We start from the raw sequence: 14,997 nt of genomic DNA, 5'->3' as shown, positions 1-14,997 counted from the left end.
GTGTGGGATAGAAGTACAGATCATCCCACAACTTAGCGCTGGACTCTAGCCCGGTTTAGCAGGCTGTGATGTCGGCCCACAGAATGACGCTATCTTCCTCCAGAGGGGCCAGCGTCCCGCTAAACTCGCCCGCCGGCCACCAACCGCCCTGGCGTGCAGTCAGGGTAACGCCATCCGCCAGCAACCAGCGTCCCTGCAGCACGTACAGCACACCGGCATGCGGTGTCGGCAGCTCGATTGCCTTAGTCACTCGCTGCACGTCGGCTGCCCAGCGGCCGCGACGGGTCATGATATTGAAGTCCTGGCTACTGCCGCCCAACAAGGTCGCGCCCAACGCCACATCGCCGGAGAAGGCGAACGGTTCGCCAACCTGCGATAAATGATGGTCAACGTGCCCGGCGCTGAACAAATGCACGCCATCGCCTTCCAACAGCGTGATCGAACGATCTATGCCGTTGAAGGCCGAGAACGGGCCGTCTTGCGCGATGGTGGCGATACTGGCACGCCAGTCGAAATCCTGGGTGCCCACAGGCCAACTGGCGATCTCTCGGGTTTCCCCACCGCCATTGCGCCACGGCGTGACCGACAGTGAAGCAAAATCAAAACGCGTCAGGTTCATCACGCCTCCTGCTGGAAGGTTTTCAACACCTGCAAGAACTCGGCACTGCTGCGTTGCTGCAGTGCATGACGCCCTTGCTCGATCACCTGTCGTCCACCGACGAACACATCGCGGATCTGCTCTTTACCCCCTGCGAATAGCCAGCGGTTGAGGATGGAGGCGTCCGGCGCCGCTGCCAGGTACGGATCGTCGCCGTCCAGCACCAGCCAGTCGGCACGGTAGCCGCTTTGCAGCCGACCGATCGGTGCACCGCAGGCCTGTGCCCCACCCTGCAACGCCTGTTGGTAGAGGACGTCAGCCACGGCCGGTTGCTCCGGCGTGGTCAGCCGGTTACGGCGCTGATCGCGCAGGCGTTGACCGTATTCGAACCAGCGCAGCTCCTCCACCACATTGAGCGATACGTGGCTGTCAGAACCAATGCCCCAACGCCCCTGATGTTGCAGATAGGCGTCGCCGGGGAAGATGCCGTCGCCCAGGTTGGCCTCGGTAGTCAGGCACAGGCCGGCTACCGCTTGGCTGCGTGCCAGCTGCTCTAGCTCGTCACGATCGAGGTGGGTGGCGTGTACCAGACACCAGCGCTGATCCACCGGCAGATGCTCGTACAGCCAGGCTACCGGGCGACGTCCGCTCCAGGCCAGACAGTCGTTGACCTCTTTCTGCTGCTCGGCAATATGAATATGTACCGGCAGCGAACTGTCCGACGCCGCCAGGATCTGCTGCATCTGGCCCAGTTCCACCGCACGCAGCGAGTGGAAGCACAGGCCCTGATTCTGCAACGGTTGCTCTGCCAACTGACGCGCGATCGTCTGCTGTTGCTCCAGATAGCTGTCCGCATTTTGAATAAAACGCTTTTGCCCCGGCTGAGCGGGCTGGCCGCCAAATCCCGCATAGCTATACAGCACCGGCAGCAGGGTCATGCCGATCCCCGCCTGGGCCGCCGCCTGACTGAGTCGGCCGGTCATTTCGCCGCGATCGGCATAAGGGAGACCGTCGGCGCCGTGATGCAGATAGTGGAACTCGGCGACCTGGGTATAGCCCCCTTTCAGCATTTCGATATAGAGTTGGCGGGCGATCACCTCCACCTGCTCCGGCGTTAAACGCTGTACCAGGCGGTACATCAGATCGCGCCAGGTCCAGAAACTGTCCTGCGGATTGCCCGCCACCTCCGCCAGCCCGGCCATCGCACGCTGGAAGGCGTGGGAGTGAAGGTTTGGCATGCCCGGCACCGCATCGCCGTGCAGACGGGTGCAACCTTCGGGATCGGCGTCGGCAGTCACCTGAGTCAGGTAACCTTGCGCATCCACGTCCAACCGGACGTTATGCGCCCAACCTTCAGGAAGCAGAGCGCGTGAGGCAAAATATGCAGGCATGGCAGTATTCCACTGTTAGTGTAACGGCTAATAACGCGCGATAATCGCGCATCCGAAAATATACGGGCCCAGCGCATTGCTGTGGCGGACCGGCCCTTAGTTGTATATACATATACATACGCCGACATCAACAGTAAACTGATGTTATTATTTTTTTATTTGACGAGGTTAACGTCGTGGTTGATCAACAGACCGTGCTGCAACTGGCTGCTGCAATGAGCGATACCCCCGCCCCAATATATCAACGGGTCAAGCAGGCGATCGTGAACCAAATTCGTGCAGGTCATTGGTTGCCGCACCAACGCGTCCCCTCGGAAAGTGAGCTGGTCGCCGAATTGGGCGTCAGCCGGATGACCATTAATCGCGCCTTGCGCGAACTGACCACCGAAGGTTATTTAATCCGCATGCAGGGCGTCGGCACCTTCGTCGCAGAAGCTAAAGCGCACACCGCGCTGCTGGAAGTGCATAACATCGCTGACGAAATCGCCGCCCGGGGTCATCGCCACAGCAGCAAAATCCTGCAGTTGAAAGCGCGACCGGCCAGCGAGGAAGAAGCGTTGGCGCTGGGCATTCAACCGGGCCAGCAACTTTTCTATTCGCAGATTGTGCATTACGAAAACGATCTGCCGGTACAGGTGGAAGATCGCTGCGTGAATCCCCTGATCGCCCCCGACTACATGAAACAGGATTTCGACCGCGTTACGCCCTATATCTATCTGACGCAGGCCGCGCCGCTGACCGCAGGCGAACACATCGTCGAAGCGGTAGTGCCGACCCGCCAGGAGCGCGAACTGCTGCAGTTGGAAGACCACGAACCCGGCCTGTTGATCCACCGCCGCACCTGGTCCGGTAAAACCGTGGTCACGTCGGCACGCCTGCTGTACCCGGGCAGCCGTTATCAACTGTTCGGCCGTTTCACCAGCGAAGTCTGATCCCCTGCGGGTGCCGTTTTGGTACCCGCTCTTCCACAACGATCACATCCCGATAACAAATTTTTATCCCGCCCCTTGTGACAACCCGATGAATGCGCTAGGTTGTTTTTAATTGTATATACAACCATGTGGGAGCCACGGCTCCGGCGGAGAAAAGCCATGACCTCTGAGATTCACTGCGACAGCCTGTGGCACGGGGCCGACGTCGTCACCATGCGCGACGGTAAATATCACACCATCACCAACGGCGCGATCGCCGTGCGTGACGGCAAGATTGTCTGGCTGGGTGAACATGCGGCGTTACCGGCAAACTTGATAGCGGATGAAACCGTGAAATTCGACGGCGGTATCATCACGCCGGGCTTTGTCGACTGCCATACCCATCTGGTGTTCGGTGGCAACCGCAGCGGCGAATTCGAGCAGCGCCTGAATGGCGTAAGCTACGCCGATATCGCCGCCCAGGGCGGCGGCATCATTTCGACCGTCAAGGCTACCCGTGACGCCGACGAAGAACTGCTGCTGGAGCAGGCGCTGTTCCGGCTGAGACCGCTGCTGGCGGAAGGCGTGACCTGCGTGGAGATTAAATCTGGTTACGGGCTGACGCCGGAAAGCGAGCTGAAAATGCTGCGCGTGGCGCGCAAGCTGGGCGAACTGTTGCCGGTTGAAGTGAAAACCACCTGCTTGGCGGCGCACGCGCTGCCACCGGAATATGCTCATCGCGCCGACGACTATATCGATCTGGTGTGCAACACCATTATTCCTCAGGCTGCCGCTGCCGGATTGGCCGATGCGGTTGACGCCTTCTGCGAGCATCTGGCGTTCTCACCGGCGCAGGTGGCGCGAGTGTTCGCCGCAGCGGAAAAAGCCGGTCTGCCCGTTAAGCTGCACGCGGAACAACTTTCTGCCCTGGGCGGAAGTGAATTGGCAGCGCAGCACCATGCCCTTTCCGCCGACCATCTTGAATACGCTACCGAACAGGATGCGCGCGCAATGGGCGATGCAGGCACCGTTGCGGTGCTGCTGCCGGGCGCTTATTACCTGCTGCGTGAAACCCAATGCCCACCGGTAGAGCTGTTCCGCAAACACGGCGTAGCCATGGCGATCGCCAGCGATGCGAATCCGGGTACCTCACCGGCGTTGTCCTTGCGTTTGATGATCAACATGGCCTGCACGCTGTTCCGCTTGACGCCGGAAGAGGCGTTGGCGGGCGTCACGGTGCATGCGGCCAAGGCGCTGGGCCTGCAGGCAAGCCAGGGGACGCTGGAAGCCGGCAAGCTGGCGGATTTTGTGCACTGGCCGCTGTCCCGTCCGGCTGAACTGGCTTACTGGTTGGGCGGTCAACTGCCCTGTACGGTGATTTTCCGAGGAGAAGTACGTCAATGACCATTCGCGATGCTTTTGATTTCCACCCCGGCAGCCTGCCGCTGCTGATCAGTATTCCCCATGCCGGTACCCGATTGACACCGGCCGTCGAAGCCGGCTTGACCGACGATGCACGGCCACTGCCCGATACCGACTGGCATATCCCACAGCTGTACGATTTCGCTCGAGCCATGGGTGCCAGCATATTGGTCGGCAATTATTCGCGCTTTGTTATCGACTTGAACCGTCCAGCCGACGACAAACCGCTTTATACTACCGCCACCACCGGTCTGTATCCTGACGTATTGTTTGACGGCCGACCGAGCTTCCTTCCGGGTAAAGCCCCCTCTGACCAGGAGCGCACCGGCTATCTGGAACAGATCTGGCAACCTTACCACCAACAGTTGCAAGACGAACTGACGCGCCTGAAAGCCAAGCACGGTTACGCGCTGCTGTTCGACGCCCATTCCATTGCCTCCGTTATCCCACGTCTGTTCGACGGTAAGCTGCCAGACCTCAACCTGGGCACCAACGGGGGCGAAAGCTGCGCCCCGGCGCTGAGCGATCGTCTGGTCGCCTGCTGCGAACAGCAACAGCAGTTCACGCATGTGCTTAACGGCCGTTTCAAAGGCGGTTACATCACTCGGGCTTATGGCCGTCCGCAAGAGCAGCAGCATGCCATTCAACTGGAGCTGGCGCAGGTGAACTACATGTCCGAACAGTATCCCTATGCGTTTGAGCCCGAGCGTGCCGCATCTCTGCAACGCCTGCTAAAACAGATGATCGACAGCCTGCTTTCCGGTGGCGGTCAACTGCGTTGATCCTTTTCTCCTCCTGTCGTAGGGCAACGCTAATTGCCCTGCGACAATCAAGCCTTAAAGCAAGCACTCTCCCGCTTTAGTGCCCTGACGTTGCGGCACACAATTTGCCTCCTTGTTGCTTCCGTTTCAATTTGCGTACTGCATCGCAATTTTGACTGAAAATCAGTGAATCTGGTCGGAACAGCGCACAAAACAGCGGCCCGCCGTTTGCGCGGTCCGCCACAATCTGGCGAAAAGCCCATCAAGGCACAAATAAATAAAAAATACTCTGGAGGCCCTCTATGTCCGAAATCCCGCTGAACTGGCGCGCCGCGCAGGCCGTCGCTGACAGGCTGCTGGCCGATTGGCAGTCCGACAACCAACCCGGTGGCGCTATTACCCTGTTCGATGCCGCACAAGTACGCGCAACTGCCTATGCCGGGCGAGCCGATATGGCGCAAAATACCCCTTTTAACGCAGACACCTTGGTGCGCTACGCTTCCGTCACCAAACATATTTTCGCCACATTGGCGCTCAACGCTACGGATCAGGCCCTGAGCCTGAACGACCGCCTGGGTGACTTGCTGCCTGAGCTGCGAAAGCCGCTGGCAAATGTGACCGTCGGCCAGGCGCTGGATATGACCAGCGGGCTGCCTGACGTACGTGAAACACTGGGGCTGCTGGGCATTTCGGTGCATACCCGCAGCGAAGCACAACCAGTCATGCAGTTTCTGCAGGGACTAGAGGGGCTGAACTACCCGGCCGGCAGCGAAATCACCTATACCAATACTGGCTACCGGTTGGTTGAAGCGGCCCTACAGGCCAAAGGCTATGACTTCGACCAACTGGTTCAGCAGCACATTGCCCAGCCGCTGCAGGTGCAACTGCGGGCACCGGAAAGCTGGTATGACGTGGTGCCTGGGCTTGCCCCCGGTTACTGGCGTTCCGAACAGGGCTGGCAGTTGGCCTGCGCCGGTCTGCACCTTTCCGCCTCCGGCAGCCTGACCGGCAGCGCCAATGCCCTCACTCGCTGGCTGCAAACGCTGCTGGCCAATCAAGGCCCTGGCCGTGGCGTACTGGCGCAACTGAGTGCCCCACGCCATCTCAACCAAGGGCAGGTCAGCGCTTACGGGCTGGGGCTGGCGCAAACGCCGCTCGGCGAACACCGTCTGCTGGGCCACGGCGGTTCGCATGCCGGCTACAAAACTTATTTCCTGCTGGCACCCGACCGGCAATCCGGTGTCGTTGTGGTGGCTAACCGGGAGGACTGCGACAGTTTCGACATGGCACTGCAGGTGATGGCCGCCTTGCTGGGTGAAGCCCTGCCGAAACGCAGCACCGCCATTCCTGATGGCATTTACACCACGGTGGCAGATCCTTACTGGCTGGAAGTGAAAGACGGCAACGTCGCTTATCTGGGCAGTGAAGAGGCGCTGTATCAGGCCGATGACGGCTATGCGGTGTCGCTTTCCGCTCATATGCCGATGCGGCTGAAATGGACCGGTGAAGCGGTAGAAGGTGAAGTGTGCCACGTGCCGCGCAGCTTTCTGCCCGTCACACCAAACCGCGGTTGCCTGAAGCACGTGCAGGGCTTGTGGTACCACCCGCAGTACCGCACCGCCTTCGAGATCTGCGGCGATCGGGTTCACATTGGCGTGGGCCCGGCATCGCAAACCGGGAAGATCAGTTCGCTGGGCCAGGGCCGTATGCTGGTCGAAAGCAGCGACGGTCCGTGGTTGAAACGCTTTTGCCTCTATTTCCGCGGCTACAGCGTAGATTTGATTGCCAATCGCAGCCGGGTGCTGACCTTCCAGCGCAGCAGCGTCGGCCGCGATTAGCGGACGCCGGGATCACCCCGCCTTGGCGGCCCTGACGGCCAATAAGGCGGTAAACAGCCGCTGCTTGTCGGCCTCGCTGAGGTTGTTCTGATCAATAGCCTGAATAAAATGACTGCGCGCACTCTCCGTCAGCGCCCCGGCTTTTAATTCCTGAGCCAGTCGCTGCAAAATTCGGCTGCTGAGCTCAGCAATTTGCGGCCGCACCTGTTCCAACGGCCGTGGCTGCCAGCCGCTTTCCGGCTGCGCCAGCCAGTCCGCGCGGTAACGGTATTGAATCGCCTTGGCGGCGTCCATTTGCGCGATGATAAACGGTCGAACCGAAAGCGGATCCAGCCCTAAGCGCCCCGCCTCTGCCTGCGTGCTTGCCAGTACCTTCGCCTCCTGCGCCAAATCCTCGATCGGCAAATGCTGCTGCGCCTTATAGCCAGCAACGTCTTTCATATAACCCAGACGCTGATTGACCAGTTCACCCAGTGCCGTCCCTCCGTTGGCCAAAGCGGAAAAACTGACCAGGCAGCAGGCAATCAATAACATCCTGAACATCACAATTTCCTTATGCACCAAAATTACAGGAAAAGAGTTCACCACGATCCCCCGTTGCAGGCAAATAAAAAGCCCCACCGAAGCGGGGCCCTTAAAGCAGAGTCAGCGGGAATCAATCAAACACGCCGTTGATCACCGAGGCAACCAGTGCGGTACTCAACGCCACCAGCACCAGATCGTTACCGGCAATGCGCCACTCATAGCCTGGATAATAAGGCAGATCGTGCAGCATGGAGGATGGCACCATTTTTTTGGCGATGCCAAGAGGGAGAGGCTTGCCACGCGCCAGATTTTTGGCGATCCCCGGTGGCAAAGAACGGTAGCCGGTCAGACCATAGTTCAAGGCCAGAGAACGTGCCCGCTCATGGGAAAAACTGACGGAAACCAGCCCACGGTCGCCATCGTTATCTTTGGCTTTATTGCCATGCTTGCCATTGTTGCCGTTATTACCGTTATTACCGTGATTGCCGCTGTTACCATGGCCGTTACCCCCGCCGTTACCGTTGCCGCCTTTATCGGCCAGCGCCGGTGCGGATGACAGCCCCAGAGAAACAATCAGCGCCAATACGGTGAAAGTAGTACGACGTTTGCTCATTTTGTTACTTCCTGCATGGGTTATTACCTTCACTATAGGCACAATTCTCCGCACAAAGCATGAGGAAAACTCTGAGAGTTAGGTGCCATACAGAGATCGGCATCAGGCCAAATGACAGAAGATTATCCCAGCGCAAAACTATTCGAAAAAACCGAATTCCGGCCTAAGATTTTTCTTGCAGCGAAATAAGCCATGCAGTAGTTTGGAATTGTCACAAAAAAGAGTTAGCCCGCTCTTTTTCGTCGCACCTCAAATCATCTTTTTATCACCCAAAGTGATAACACTGAACCCTTCCCGCCTCTCCGTGCGGGATTCTTTTTTGCAGCTGAATCGACATTCGATGCACCACCGCGGTGCTTTTTGTTGAGATTTGGTTGCCAATACTTTAAATTCGGCGTCTGAGAAACCTTAACCTCCCGCGGTGGCCAGTTGGCAACGGGTGGGCGTTCAGGAGCAAAAGACATGCAAATGACCCTCATGGAATACATCACACAGCACTTTAATGGCGATCTTCACCGCTACGCACAATCCGAAGGCGTTAGCCGTGAACAAATCATCAATTGGATCGATAATGAATGCCACGTAATCAAAGGACGATTATTTATGCCGGTGCGGCATCTGCCCGGTGAACAAGCGCAGTGATGACGAAAAAAAACCCCGCCAAAGCGGGGTTTTCTGTCCTTGATAAACTTTGGTTTTTCCGAGCTATCAAGGGGTTGCTGAATTCTTGGGGTATCGGCGTTAACCAGCATTCACCATATCGATGGATGAAATATGGATGCCAGTCCGCAAAGGATTCAGCGCGATCGCATCGTTCAAATGGTCTGGCGCAAAGTGCGCATAAGCCATCGTTTGTTCAATCGTAGAGTGGCCTAATATCTTGTTTAAAGTAAGAATATTTCCGCCATTTATCATGAAATGAGCCGCAAACGTATGCCGCAGTACGTGGGTCGCCTGCCCCTTCGGGAGATCTGGCTTTAATGCCTTCAGCGTCTCCCGAAAATCCATGTAGTTCACCTCAAACAATCGCCCCGTTCCCTTAGTTTTGACATACCTCATCACCTCATCAGAAATCGGGACAGTCCGAGCCCGACCGTTTTTAGTCTTCGTGAACGTCACTTTCCCATGCATAACATTTTGAGCCAGCATGTTCTGTGATTCGCCCCAGCGGCCACCGGTACTTAAACACAGAACGGCCAGCCTTCGGGCATCACCTGACAAGACTGATAGCAAGCGGGTTATCTCCCCCTCCGTTAGGTATGACATTTCCGGCTTCTCTTCTTTCAAGATCGGAATACCTTTTAACGGGTTTTCATGGTGATAATCTTCCGCCTCAATCAGCACGCGGAACATACTCCGCAGCGTCGTCAACTCCCGATTGATTGTTGAGGCTTTAATTCCTTCGAACAATCGTTGCGACCTGTATTCAGTGATAAAGCCTTTTGCCACTTGCGAGGCCCGCGGGTTATCCATATCGCTGATCAGCTTCTCAAGCTCAACTTGCCGCTTCTCGCCATATTTATGGCTGCGCCCTTCAAGTTCCCACCACCTGGCAAGCAGCTCGCTTAACCGCCGGTGATCTGCCGGTTTATCCAGCCACTCTTTGTTATGCATGTTGCTGACAACATATTTTTCGAAAGCAACAGCATCAGCCTTCTTGTCAAATACTCGCTGGATACGGCGTCCTGCCGTTCCACGCGGTCGAATATCCACTTTATAGCGTCCACCTTCGAGCAGCTTAACGGTCATAGCTGACACCTCCGGTAAACACATTATTTCTCACAACGTAACAGGCAGTTACGCGATAATTTTCATATAGATAAGCAAGATGAATACTTAACCAATCTTTTGGTCTGAGCGCTGAGAGCTTTCTTTCTCTTGCCCAAAGTGTGCGAGAACCGGTGCGATTTGACCGGATTCAGGGGCTATCTTTCCGGTAATGAACCATAGGGCATATTTTTCGAACCTCGGATGATTAAGGATGTTCGTGATCACTTCGGTGTTTGGAACTGTTTTATCTTCTTCATAGCGCCACAACGCATCGTTCCCAATGCCAAGCATTTTAGCTACTTCCGGACGACTGGTTAGGCGTTCACTTTCGCGCATAAGCTTAAGTTTGACGCCAATTGTCATATGCATATTGCAAATCTCCTATATCGATCGTAATATCACTATACAAACCGCATGAATGGGGTAAATAATCGAGTAATACCCCAAAGATGGAGATTATCACATGAAAGATGCAGTTTTGAGCGCGTTGTTTAAGATTCCCGACCCAATCAATGCAGATGAGTTTTCCCGCCGTACCGGCAAGACTGCATCAGCAGTTCGTCACATGATGGACCGTCGCCTGTTACCGATGGTTACCGAACGTGAGGTGCTCGGCGCTGAAGGTAGCACCCGCCGGCTTTTCATTCTGTGGAATGAGTGGTTAGAAATGGTTCACGAAGCCACCGGGAAATTGCCACCGGAGCGCCAGGACTGGCGAGCTGGTTGGATTAAAAAGGCGAACAAGCTGGCTAACGACATGGGGGTAAACATGTTCAATAGTGAGCCAGCAGCATGAACCGCCCGCATGCTCTGATTCAGTTGTCGAAGCACACCTTCGTTTATCGCGGGTTCACTATCCATAAGTGCCCACGCCATAGCGAAACGAGCCGCACGGCCTATCAGCTGATGAGTAACGGGGATTATTTCGGTCGTGATTTCGCGCTGGCAGAAGCTATGCGCACCGTGGACAAAATGGTTAAAGGGCGGGGAAACATATGAAACAGCCTTACAGAATTCTCATTGAAGAACTGCTGCAGCACTACCACACCAAAGCGGCCAATTTGCAGATGGCAACCGCCACCGCGCCAGAGGTTCGCCAGGTATCACTTAACGATTACGCTTTCCGCCTGTGCATCGGCCTTACCGGATTGATGAGCACAGCAGGAGCCGCAGGCGATGGCCCGGCAGCTGAGGTAATTGATCGGTTGATCATGCGCTGCAACAACGGTGACATTCCACAGCCGGGTATTTCATCATAGCCGGGTACGCCCGGCCCTATCTGAGAGCGCACCCCTTCCATTAATGTGTGGGCGATGGGCGTCGCGGGGTGTGCTCCCAGATAGGTAATTAAACATCCGGTCGCGCCCTAATAAATAAATGGGCTGCAATAGAGCGGATAATTACCATCACCATGTGCCGGCATGGAAATACCGGCACATATTTCAGTAAGTATTTATCAGTGCTTACTGAAATATATAAATCACCAGTAATAAAAAATGCTGCCTTTCAGGTGGCGGGTTTCTTACACCCTGAATTTAGGAGGGGCTTATGCAAGACGACGATTTACACGCCGCGTTTATCGAGGCCCGCCGCTCTGAGCGATTGCAGTTGCTTGAACTACTGGAAAGCAAACTTGATCGCCTGGCCGCGGATAAGACCCAGCGTGAACAGATTTTTTCCACGCTGAAAGACTGGATCAGTGTTCGCCGGTCTGTCGGCGCACCAGAAGCGAGGAAGCCGCAATGATGGCGTTCTTTCTCACCCTTGCCGCCGTCTGGGCGGTTATCGCGTTTGGTCTGGTCGGTTGGTTCTCCTACCGCTATTGCAGATTCTGCCGTGCATTCAATCGGCAGTGTTTGCAGCCAGAACAGCGTAATTACGATTAATCACATTAAAGGTGAAATTATGAGCGACAAAAATAATACTATTCTCGGTCTACAAGCTGTCATTGGTTATATTAATGCGACTACGCCTAACGAGTGGATGACTTCTGAATTACGTCAGGCTATCGGTTTTATTGAGAATACAGAGCAACATGAAGAATATAAGGCTGCCTGGTTAAATATCGTTAATACCTTCCACTTCATAGACCCAAACTGGCTGGAAAAGTCACAGGGCGAGAGCGAGTGGGAAAAGGCAGTAGCATTTATTAGCCAGATGAATCAGGCATTACGACGCACTCAGGATCACAATAAACCTGAGGTCAGGTTATTTGCAGATTTCGACGCTGTCAAAATCGAAGACCTGCGCACGTATTTTAGAAAATACTACGCGAAAGGCATTCGGTCAGGCTATCTGACAGACCTGTCATTTTATTTGGCAAATCGAGAACCCATCACCACCGCAATCATCCAAGAAGCAATTTCCCAGATCAAAGAGGAGTTAACCGCCGCTGAGAGCAAGCATCCATCATGGCCCGCTGATGTCGTTCACGCTACAGCCATTCTCAACGAAGAGGCTGGCGAGCTTACCCAGGCCGCGATCGAGTACCACCACAACAACGGCTCACTTGAAGCGGTGCGCCGTGAGGCCGCCCAGGTCGGCGCGATGGCAATTCGTGTGCTGATCAACCTCCCCTATGCAGAACGTCCGGCAGTTCCTGCGGTTAAAGTCACCGGAGCCCCACGGTAATGGCTGACCAGATCGATATTGCGCAGGAGCAGGTTGAACTGACCCTCGCTGCTCAAATCGCCAACGCTCGCCCGCAGCAATGCGGGCCTTCTGCATTCATCTGTGAAGCCTGCGACGCGCCGATACCTGAAGCGCGCCGCGCCGCTATCCATGGCGTAACGCGCTGCGTTACCTGTCAGGAAATTCACGAAGCCAAATCACGGCATATCAAGGGGTAAGCCATGAACAAACCCGCCCTTAAATGGCTGGGCAGCAAAGCCCGCATTATCGACACACTGCGCCAGCACCTGCCGGAAGGTAGGCGCCTGGTTGAGCCGTTCGTCGGTTCCGGTGCGGTGTTCCTCAACACCGACTATGACAGTTATCTGCTGTGCGATATCAACAGCGATCTGATCAACTTCCACAACGTCGCTAAAAATATTCCGGACGTCCTGATCCGTGAAGCGCGCAACTTGTTCAAGGAGCACACCAGCGAGGCTGGATATTACGCCGTGCGGGCCGATTTCAATCTGCGCTGCGACAGCAATTTCCTGTACCGCGCAGCGCAGTTCCTTTACCTCAACCGCCACACCTACAACGGCGTTTGCCGTTACAACCTGCGCGGCGAGTTTAATTCGCCGTTCGGTCATCGAAAAGCGCCCTACTTCCCAGAAGACGAGATCAGAGCCTTCGCGGAAAAGGCACAGGCCAAGAAAGCCATTTTCCTGTGCTGCAGTTTCCCAGAGGCGATCAGGATGGCCCAGGCCGGCGACGTGATTTATTGCGATCCGCCGTACATCCCTGTCAGCGCAACCGCCAGCTTTACCAGCTATCACACTGACGGCTTTACCAACGAACAGCAGCGCAAGCTGGCGCGCATGCTTCGTATCGCCGCCAAGCTGGGCCGCCACATCGTGGCCTCGAACAGCGAGACGGATGCAGCCAAGGCGCTGTACGCCGATTTCGCTATCACCTCGATCACCGCCCGCCGCTCTGTCAGCGCCAAAGCTGCCAGCCGCGCAACAGCAGGCGAGATCATCGCAACCATGAGGGCATCAGCGTGAATAAGTTAATAGAAATCGGGGAATGTTTAGTCGATATCAGCATGATCGCTTCAGTTGAACCACATATGCACGGTTATCACTTGGGCAAGCAAGGGGCAAAAGTCACCTTGCAGAATGGCGTTGTGGTTTTCGAAACACGCAACTCCCTGCGAGAGGTGAAAGAGAAAATTCAAGGAGCTTATTCTCCGAATGGCTGGAAGGTCGTCCCATTGGAGCCAACACCAGAAATGATCGCCGCCGCCATGGACTGTGACGATGTGTCATTCGGTTCCGACGAAAGTTTCTGCGTGAACTTCGGCAACATCTATGCCGCCATGTTGGCAGCAGTACCGGAGAGGCGCTCAAATGATTAAAGCAAGCGATCTCTTTGCTGGTTTAGGTGGTTCATCTACTGGCGCAAAAATGGCAGGTGCCGAAGTGGTTTGGGCAGGCAATCATTGGCCTGCCGCAGTTGATGCCCATGAACGGAATCACCCCGGCGCAATTCATGTTTGCCAGGACTTGCATCAGGCCGATTGGTCGCTGATGCCAAAGCATGATCTGATGATGGCCTCACCATGCTGCCAAGGCCACAGTAAGGCGCGCGGAAAGAAAGCGGGAAATGCACAGCATGACGCCAGCCGGTCCACTGCATGGGCGGTAGTTTCCGCTGCGGAATACCACAAAATGCCGAAAATCATCGTCGAGAACGTGCCGGAGTTCCTCCAATGGGAGCTTTACCCAGCATGGGAAGCGGCGATGCAGGCATTAGGGTATTCGCTCGCACCGCACATCGTTGACTGTGCTGATCTCGGCGTTCCTCAAAATCGCGTGCGCCTGTTCATCATTGGCACCCGCAGCAAAAAACCGTTATTCCTGAAACTCCCCAAAATGCCACATGTGCCGGCCAGCACAATTATCGACTTCGAAGCCAGCCACTGGCAGCCCGTCGAAAAACCGGGTCGTGCTGCTGCAACACTTGAGCGGGTTAAAAATGGCCGCGCACAGTTCGGCGAAAGGTTCCTTTTTAGCTACTACGGCAACACTAAAACCGGACGTTCCCTTTCCCGCCCCATCGGCACGATCACAACCCGCGATCGGTGGGCGGTAGTCGACGGTGATCGCATGCGCATGTTGAACAAAGACGAAAACATGCTCGCAATGTCTTTTCCTGACGACTACATCAAACCGCCGTCGCACAAATTGTGCGTTCACATGGCGGGCAATGCCGTACCTCCGAAAGCCATGTGCGAGATCATCACAGCGCTGGAGGCTCAGGCATGAAAACACCTATCGCCGCCGCCATTGAAGCCGCTTATGGCAGCACTTTTTGTCAGCATATTTTCGCCACTACTGCGCGCATGCATCGCAAGAAACAACTGACGCGCCGCATCATCAAGGGCTGCAGCGTCGGGCCAAGTTGGTATTTTCTGAATGAGTAGACCTGCCCGTGGTCGCATAACTCCAACCCCGCCGCTACCCTATCCGGGCAGCGGCGCGGACGTTTCTGACTAT

At 55.8% G+C, this 14,997-nt stretch carries 22 protein-coding genes; 16 read left to right on the top strand and 6 right to left on the bottom strand.

Annotated elements, in window-relative coordinates; genetic code table 11:
- Nucleotides 1-55: 55 nt before the first annotated feature.
- Nucleotides 56-619, bottom strand: coding sequence for a HutD family protein (locus EBA31_RS10815; RefSeq protein ID WP_122078967.1), 564 nt, complete (start codon nt 617-619; stop codon nt 56-58).
- A complete protein-coding gene (locus tag EBA31_RS10810) occupies nt 619-1,989 on the bottom strand; it encodes a formimidoylglutamate deiminase (protein ID WP_116690670.1) in 1,371 nt (456 codons plus the stop codon). Before EBA31_RS10810 ends, EBA31_RS10815 begins: the two co-directional genes overlap by 1 nt.
- Before the next feature lie 176 nt (nt 1,990-2,165).
- Here EBA31_RS10810 and hutC point away from each other — a divergent pair, with 176 nt between their 5' ends.
- From hutC to EBA31_RS10790, 4 genes are all read left to right on the top strand, one after another.
- Complete coding sequence (gene hutC / locus EBA31_RS10805; protein ID WP_020826513.1) at nt 2,166-2,921, top strand: histidine utilization repressor; 756 nt, start codon at nt 2,166-2,168, stop codon at nt 2,919-2,921.
- 159 nt (nt 2,922-3,080) lie between these two features.
- Nucleotides 3,081-4,304, top strand: coding sequence for an imidazolonepropionase (gene hutI, locus EBA31_RS10800; protein ID WP_122078965.1), 1,224 nt, complete (start codon nt 3,081-3,083; stop codon nt 4,302-4,304).
- Entirely contained in the window at nt 4,301-5,104 is an 804-nt protein-coding gene (hutG, locus tag EBA31_RS10795) for an N-formylglutamate deformylase (protein ID WP_115059045.1), read from the top strand. The genes hutI and hutG overlap by 4 nt, the downstream gene beginning before the upstream one ends.
- A gap of 281 nt (nt 5,105-5,385) precedes the next feature.
- Nucleotides 5,386-6,921 (top strand): serine hydrolase, encoded by a 1,536-nt coding sequence (locus EBA31_RS10790; RefSeq protein WP_122078962.1) that lies wholly within the window; start codon nt 5,386-5,388, stop codon nt 6,919-6,921.
- 12 nt (nt 6,922-6,933) lie between these two features.
- Here the strand turns inward: EBA31_RS10790 and EBA31_RS10785 are convergent, their stop codons facing one another.
- Both EBA31_RS10785 and EBA31_RS10780 read right to left on the bottom strand, forming a co-directional pair.
- Nucleotides 6,934-7,464, bottom strand: a complete 531-nt coding sequence (locus tag EBA31_RS10785) for a chorismate mutase (RefSeq protein ID WP_046373789.1) — start codon at nt 7,462-7,464, stop codon at nt 6,934-6,936.
- Nucleotides 7,465-7,576: 112 nt separating this feature from the next.
- Nucleotides 7,577-8,059, bottom strand: coding sequence for an anti-virulence regulator CigR family protein (locus EBA31_RS10780; RefSeq protein ID WP_122078960.1), 483 nt, complete (start codon nt 8,057-8,059; stop codon nt 7,577-7,579).
- Between the two features lie 462 nt (nt 8,060-8,521).
- Here EBA31_RS10780 and EBA31_RS10775 point away from each other — a divergent pair, with 462 nt between their 5' ends.
- Nucleotides 8,522-8,701 (top strand): hypothetical protein, encoded by a 180-nt coding sequence (locus EBA31_RS10775; RefSeq protein ID WP_020826507.1) that lies wholly within the window; start codon nt 8,522-8,524, stop codon nt 8,699-8,701.
- A 99-nt stretch (nt 8,702-8,800) separates the two neighbouring features.
- Here EBA31_RS10775 and EBA31_RS10770 read toward each other — a convergent pair whose 3' ends face one another.
- Nucleotides 8,801-9,808, bottom strand: coding sequence for a tyrosine-type recombinase/integrase (locus EBA31_RS10770; protein WP_122078958.1), 1,008 nt, complete (start codon nt 9,806-9,808; stop codon nt 8,801-8,803).
- Nucleotides 9,809-9,895: 87 nt separating this feature from the next.
- Entirely contained in the window at nt 9,896-10,198 is a 303-nt protein-coding gene (locus EBA31_RS10765) for a helix-turn-helix transcriptional regulator (RefSeq protein ID WP_122078956.1), read from the bottom strand.
- Between the two features lie 94 nt (nt 10,199-10,292).
- Between EBA31_RS10765 and EBA31_RS10760 the strand changes: the two genes are divergently transcribed.
- The 11 genes from EBA31_RS10760 to EBA31_RS26775 all read left to right on the top strand — a co-directional run bounded on the left by EBA31_RS10760 (nt 10,293) and on the right by EBA31_RS26775 (nt 14,924).
- Nucleotides 10,293-10,625, top strand: a complete 333-nt coding sequence (locus EBA31_RS10760; protein WP_122078954.1) for a Cox family DNA-binding protein — start codon at nt 10,293-10,295, stop codon at nt 10,623-10,625.
- Nucleotides 10,622-10,828 (top strand): DUF4761 family protein, encoded by a 207-nt coding sequence (locus EBA31_RS10755; RefSeq protein WP_122078951.1) that lies wholly within the window; start codon nt 10,622-10,624, stop codon nt 10,826-10,828. The genes EBA31_RS10760 and EBA31_RS10755 overlap by 4 nt, the downstream gene beginning before the upstream one ends.
- Nucleotides 10,825-11,088: a hypothetical protein gene (locus EBA31_RS10750; protein ID WP_122078949.1), complete on the top strand. Its 264-nt coding sequence runs from the start codon at nt 10,825-10,827 to the stop codon at nt 11,086-11,088. Before EBA31_RS10755 ends, EBA31_RS10750 begins: the two co-directional genes overlap by 4 nt.
- Before the next feature lie 289 nt (nt 11,089-11,377).
- A complete protein-coding gene (locus EBA31_RS10745) occupies nt 11,378-11,575 on the top strand; it encodes a hypothetical protein (protein WP_122078946.1) in 198 nt (65 codons plus the stop codon).
- Nucleotides 11,572-11,715: a hypothetical protein gene (locus tag EBA31_RS26780; protein ID WP_162302883.1), complete on the top strand. Its 144-nt coding sequence runs from the start codon at nt 11,572-11,574 to the stop codon at nt 11,713-11,715. The genes EBA31_RS10745 and EBA31_RS26780 overlap by 4 nt, the downstream gene beginning before the upstream one ends.
- A 19-nt stretch (nt 11,716-11,734) precedes the next feature.
- A complete protein-coding gene (locus tag EBA31_RS27070; protein WP_238387453.1) occupies nt 11,735-12,460 on the top strand; it encodes a hypothetical protein in 726 nt (241 codons plus the stop codon).
- Nucleotides 12,460-12,678, top strand: a complete 219-nt coding sequence (locus EBA31_RS10735) for a TraR/DksA family transcriptional regulator (protein WP_006324706.1) — start codon at nt 12,460-12,462, stop codon at nt 12,676-12,678. Before EBA31_RS27070 ends, EBA31_RS10735 begins: the two co-directional genes overlap by 1 nt.
- A gap of 3 nt (nt 12,679-12,681) precedes the next feature.
- Nucleotides 12,682-13,503 (top strand): Dam family site-specific DNA-(adenine-N6)-methyltransferase, encoded by an 822-nt coding sequence (locus EBA31_RS10730; RefSeq protein ID WP_122078943.1) that lies wholly within the window; start codon nt 12,682-12,684, stop codon nt 13,501-13,503.
- Nucleotides 13,500-13,856 (top strand): hypothetical protein, encoded by a 357-nt coding sequence (locus EBA31_RS10725; protein ID WP_122078940.1) that lies wholly within the window; start codon nt 13,500-13,502, stop codon nt 13,854-13,856. The genes EBA31_RS10730 and EBA31_RS10725 overlap by 4 nt, the downstream gene beginning before the upstream one ends.
- A complete protein-coding gene (locus EBA31_RS10720) occupies nt 13,849-14,766 on the top strand; it encodes a DNA cytosine methyltransferase (protein WP_122078938.1) in 918 nt (305 codons plus the stop codon). Before EBA31_RS10725 ends, EBA31_RS10720 begins: the two co-directional genes overlap by 8 nt.
- The gene (locus tag EBA31_RS26775) at nt 14,763-14,924 is read left to right on the top strand and encodes a hypothetical protein (protein ID WP_162302882.1); all 162 of its coding nucleotides are present in this window, start codon (nt 14,763-14,765) and stop codon (nt 14,922-14,924) included. Before EBA31_RS10720 ends, EBA31_RS26775 begins: the two co-directional genes overlap by 4 nt.
- Nucleotides 14,925-14,997 lie beyond the last annotated feature (73 nt).

The sequence above is a fragment of the Serratia sp. P2ACOL2 genome (genome assembly GCF_003691565.1).
GTDB lineage: Bacteria > Pseudomonadota > Gammaproteobacteria > Enterobacterales > Enterobacteriaceae > Serratia > Serratia liquefaciens.
Note: the sequence above shows the minus strand (reverse complement) of the source record. Positions and strands in the feature narration are given on the sequence as shown.

Excerpts from the sequence above, each read along its gene's own strand:
- EBA31_RS10730 (WP_122078943.1), top strand. The coding sequence starts at position 12,682 with ATGAACAAACCCGCCCTTAAATGGCTGGGCAGCAAAGCCCGCATTATC.
- EBA31_RS10815 (WP_122078967.1), bottom strand. The coding sequence starts at position 619 with ATGAACCTGACGCGTTTTGATTTTGCTTCACTGTCGGTCACGCCGTGG.
- EBA31_RS10720 (WP_122078938.1), top strand. The coding sequence starts at position 13,849 with ATGATTAAAGCAAGCGATCTCTTTGCTGGTTTAGGTGGTTCATCTACT.
- EBA31_RS10775 (WP_020826507.1), top strand. The coding sequence starts at position 8,522 with ATGCAAATGACCCTCATGGAATACATCACACAGCACTTTAATGGCGAT.
- EBA31_RS10810 (WP_116690670.1), bottom strand. The coding sequence starts at position 1,989 with ATGCCTGCATATTTTGCCTCACGCGCTCTGCTTCCTGAAGGTTGGGCG.
- EBA31_RS10750 (WP_122078949.1), top strand. The coding sequence starts at position 10,825 with ATGAAACAGCCTTACAGAATTCTCATTGAAGAACTGCTGCAGCACTAC.
- EBA31_RS10755 (WP_122078951.1), top strand. The coding sequence starts at position 10,622 with ATGAACCGCCCGCATGCTCTGATTCAGTTGTCGAAGCACACCTTCGTT.
- hutG (WP_115059045.1), top strand. The coding sequence starts at position 4,301 with ATGACCATTCGCGATGCTTTTGATTTCCACCCCGGCAGCCTGCCGCTG.
- EBA31_RS10765 (WP_122078956.1), bottom strand. The coding sequence starts at position 10,198 with ATGCATATGACAATTGGCGTCAAACTTAAGCTTATGCGCGAAAGTGAA.
- EBA31_RS10790 (WP_122078962.1), top strand. The coding sequence starts at position 5,386 with ATGTCCGAAATCCCGCTGAACTGGCGCGCCGCGCAGGCCGTCGCTGAC.
- EBA31_RS26780 (WP_162302883.1), top strand. The coding sequence starts at position 11,572 with ATGATGGCGTTCTTTCTCACCCTTGCCGCCGTCTGGGCGGTTATCGCG.
- EBA31_RS10780 (WP_122078960.1), bottom strand. The coding sequence starts at position 8,059 with ATGAGCAAACGTCGTACTACTTTCACCGTATTGGCGCTGATTGTTTCT.
- EBA31_RS10770 (WP_122078958.1), bottom strand. The coding sequence starts at position 9,808 with ATGACCGTTAAGCTGCTCGAAGGTGGACGCTATAAAGTGGATATTCGA.
- EBA31_RS27070 (WP_238387453.1), top strand. The coding sequence starts at position 11,735 with ATGAGCGACAAAAATAATACTATTCTCGGTCTACAAGCTGTCATTGGT.
- EBA31_RS10735 (WP_006324706.1), top strand. The coding sequence starts at position 12,460 with ATGGCTGACCAGATCGATATTGCGCAGGAGCAGGTTGAACTGACCCTC.
- EBA31_RS26775 (WP_162302882.1), top strand. The coding sequence starts at position 14,763 with ATGAAAACACCTATCGCCGCCGCCATTGAAGCCGCTTATGGCAGCACT.
- EBA31_RS10760 (WP_122078954.1), top strand. The coding sequence starts at position 10,293 with ATGAAAGATGCAGTTTTGAGCGCGTTGTTTAAGATTCCCGACCCAATC.
- hutI (WP_122078965.1), top strand. The coding sequence starts at position 3,081 with ATGACCTCTGAGATTCACTGCGACAGCCTGTGGCACGGGGCCGACGTC.
- EBA31_RS10785 (WP_046373789.1), bottom strand. The coding sequence starts at position 7,464 with ATGTTCAGGATGTTATTGATTGCCTGCTGCCTGGTCAGTTTTTCCGCT.
- EBA31_RS10745 (WP_122078946.1), top strand. The coding sequence starts at position 11,378 with ATGCAAGACGACGATTTACACGCCGCGTTTATCGAGGCCCGCCGCTCT.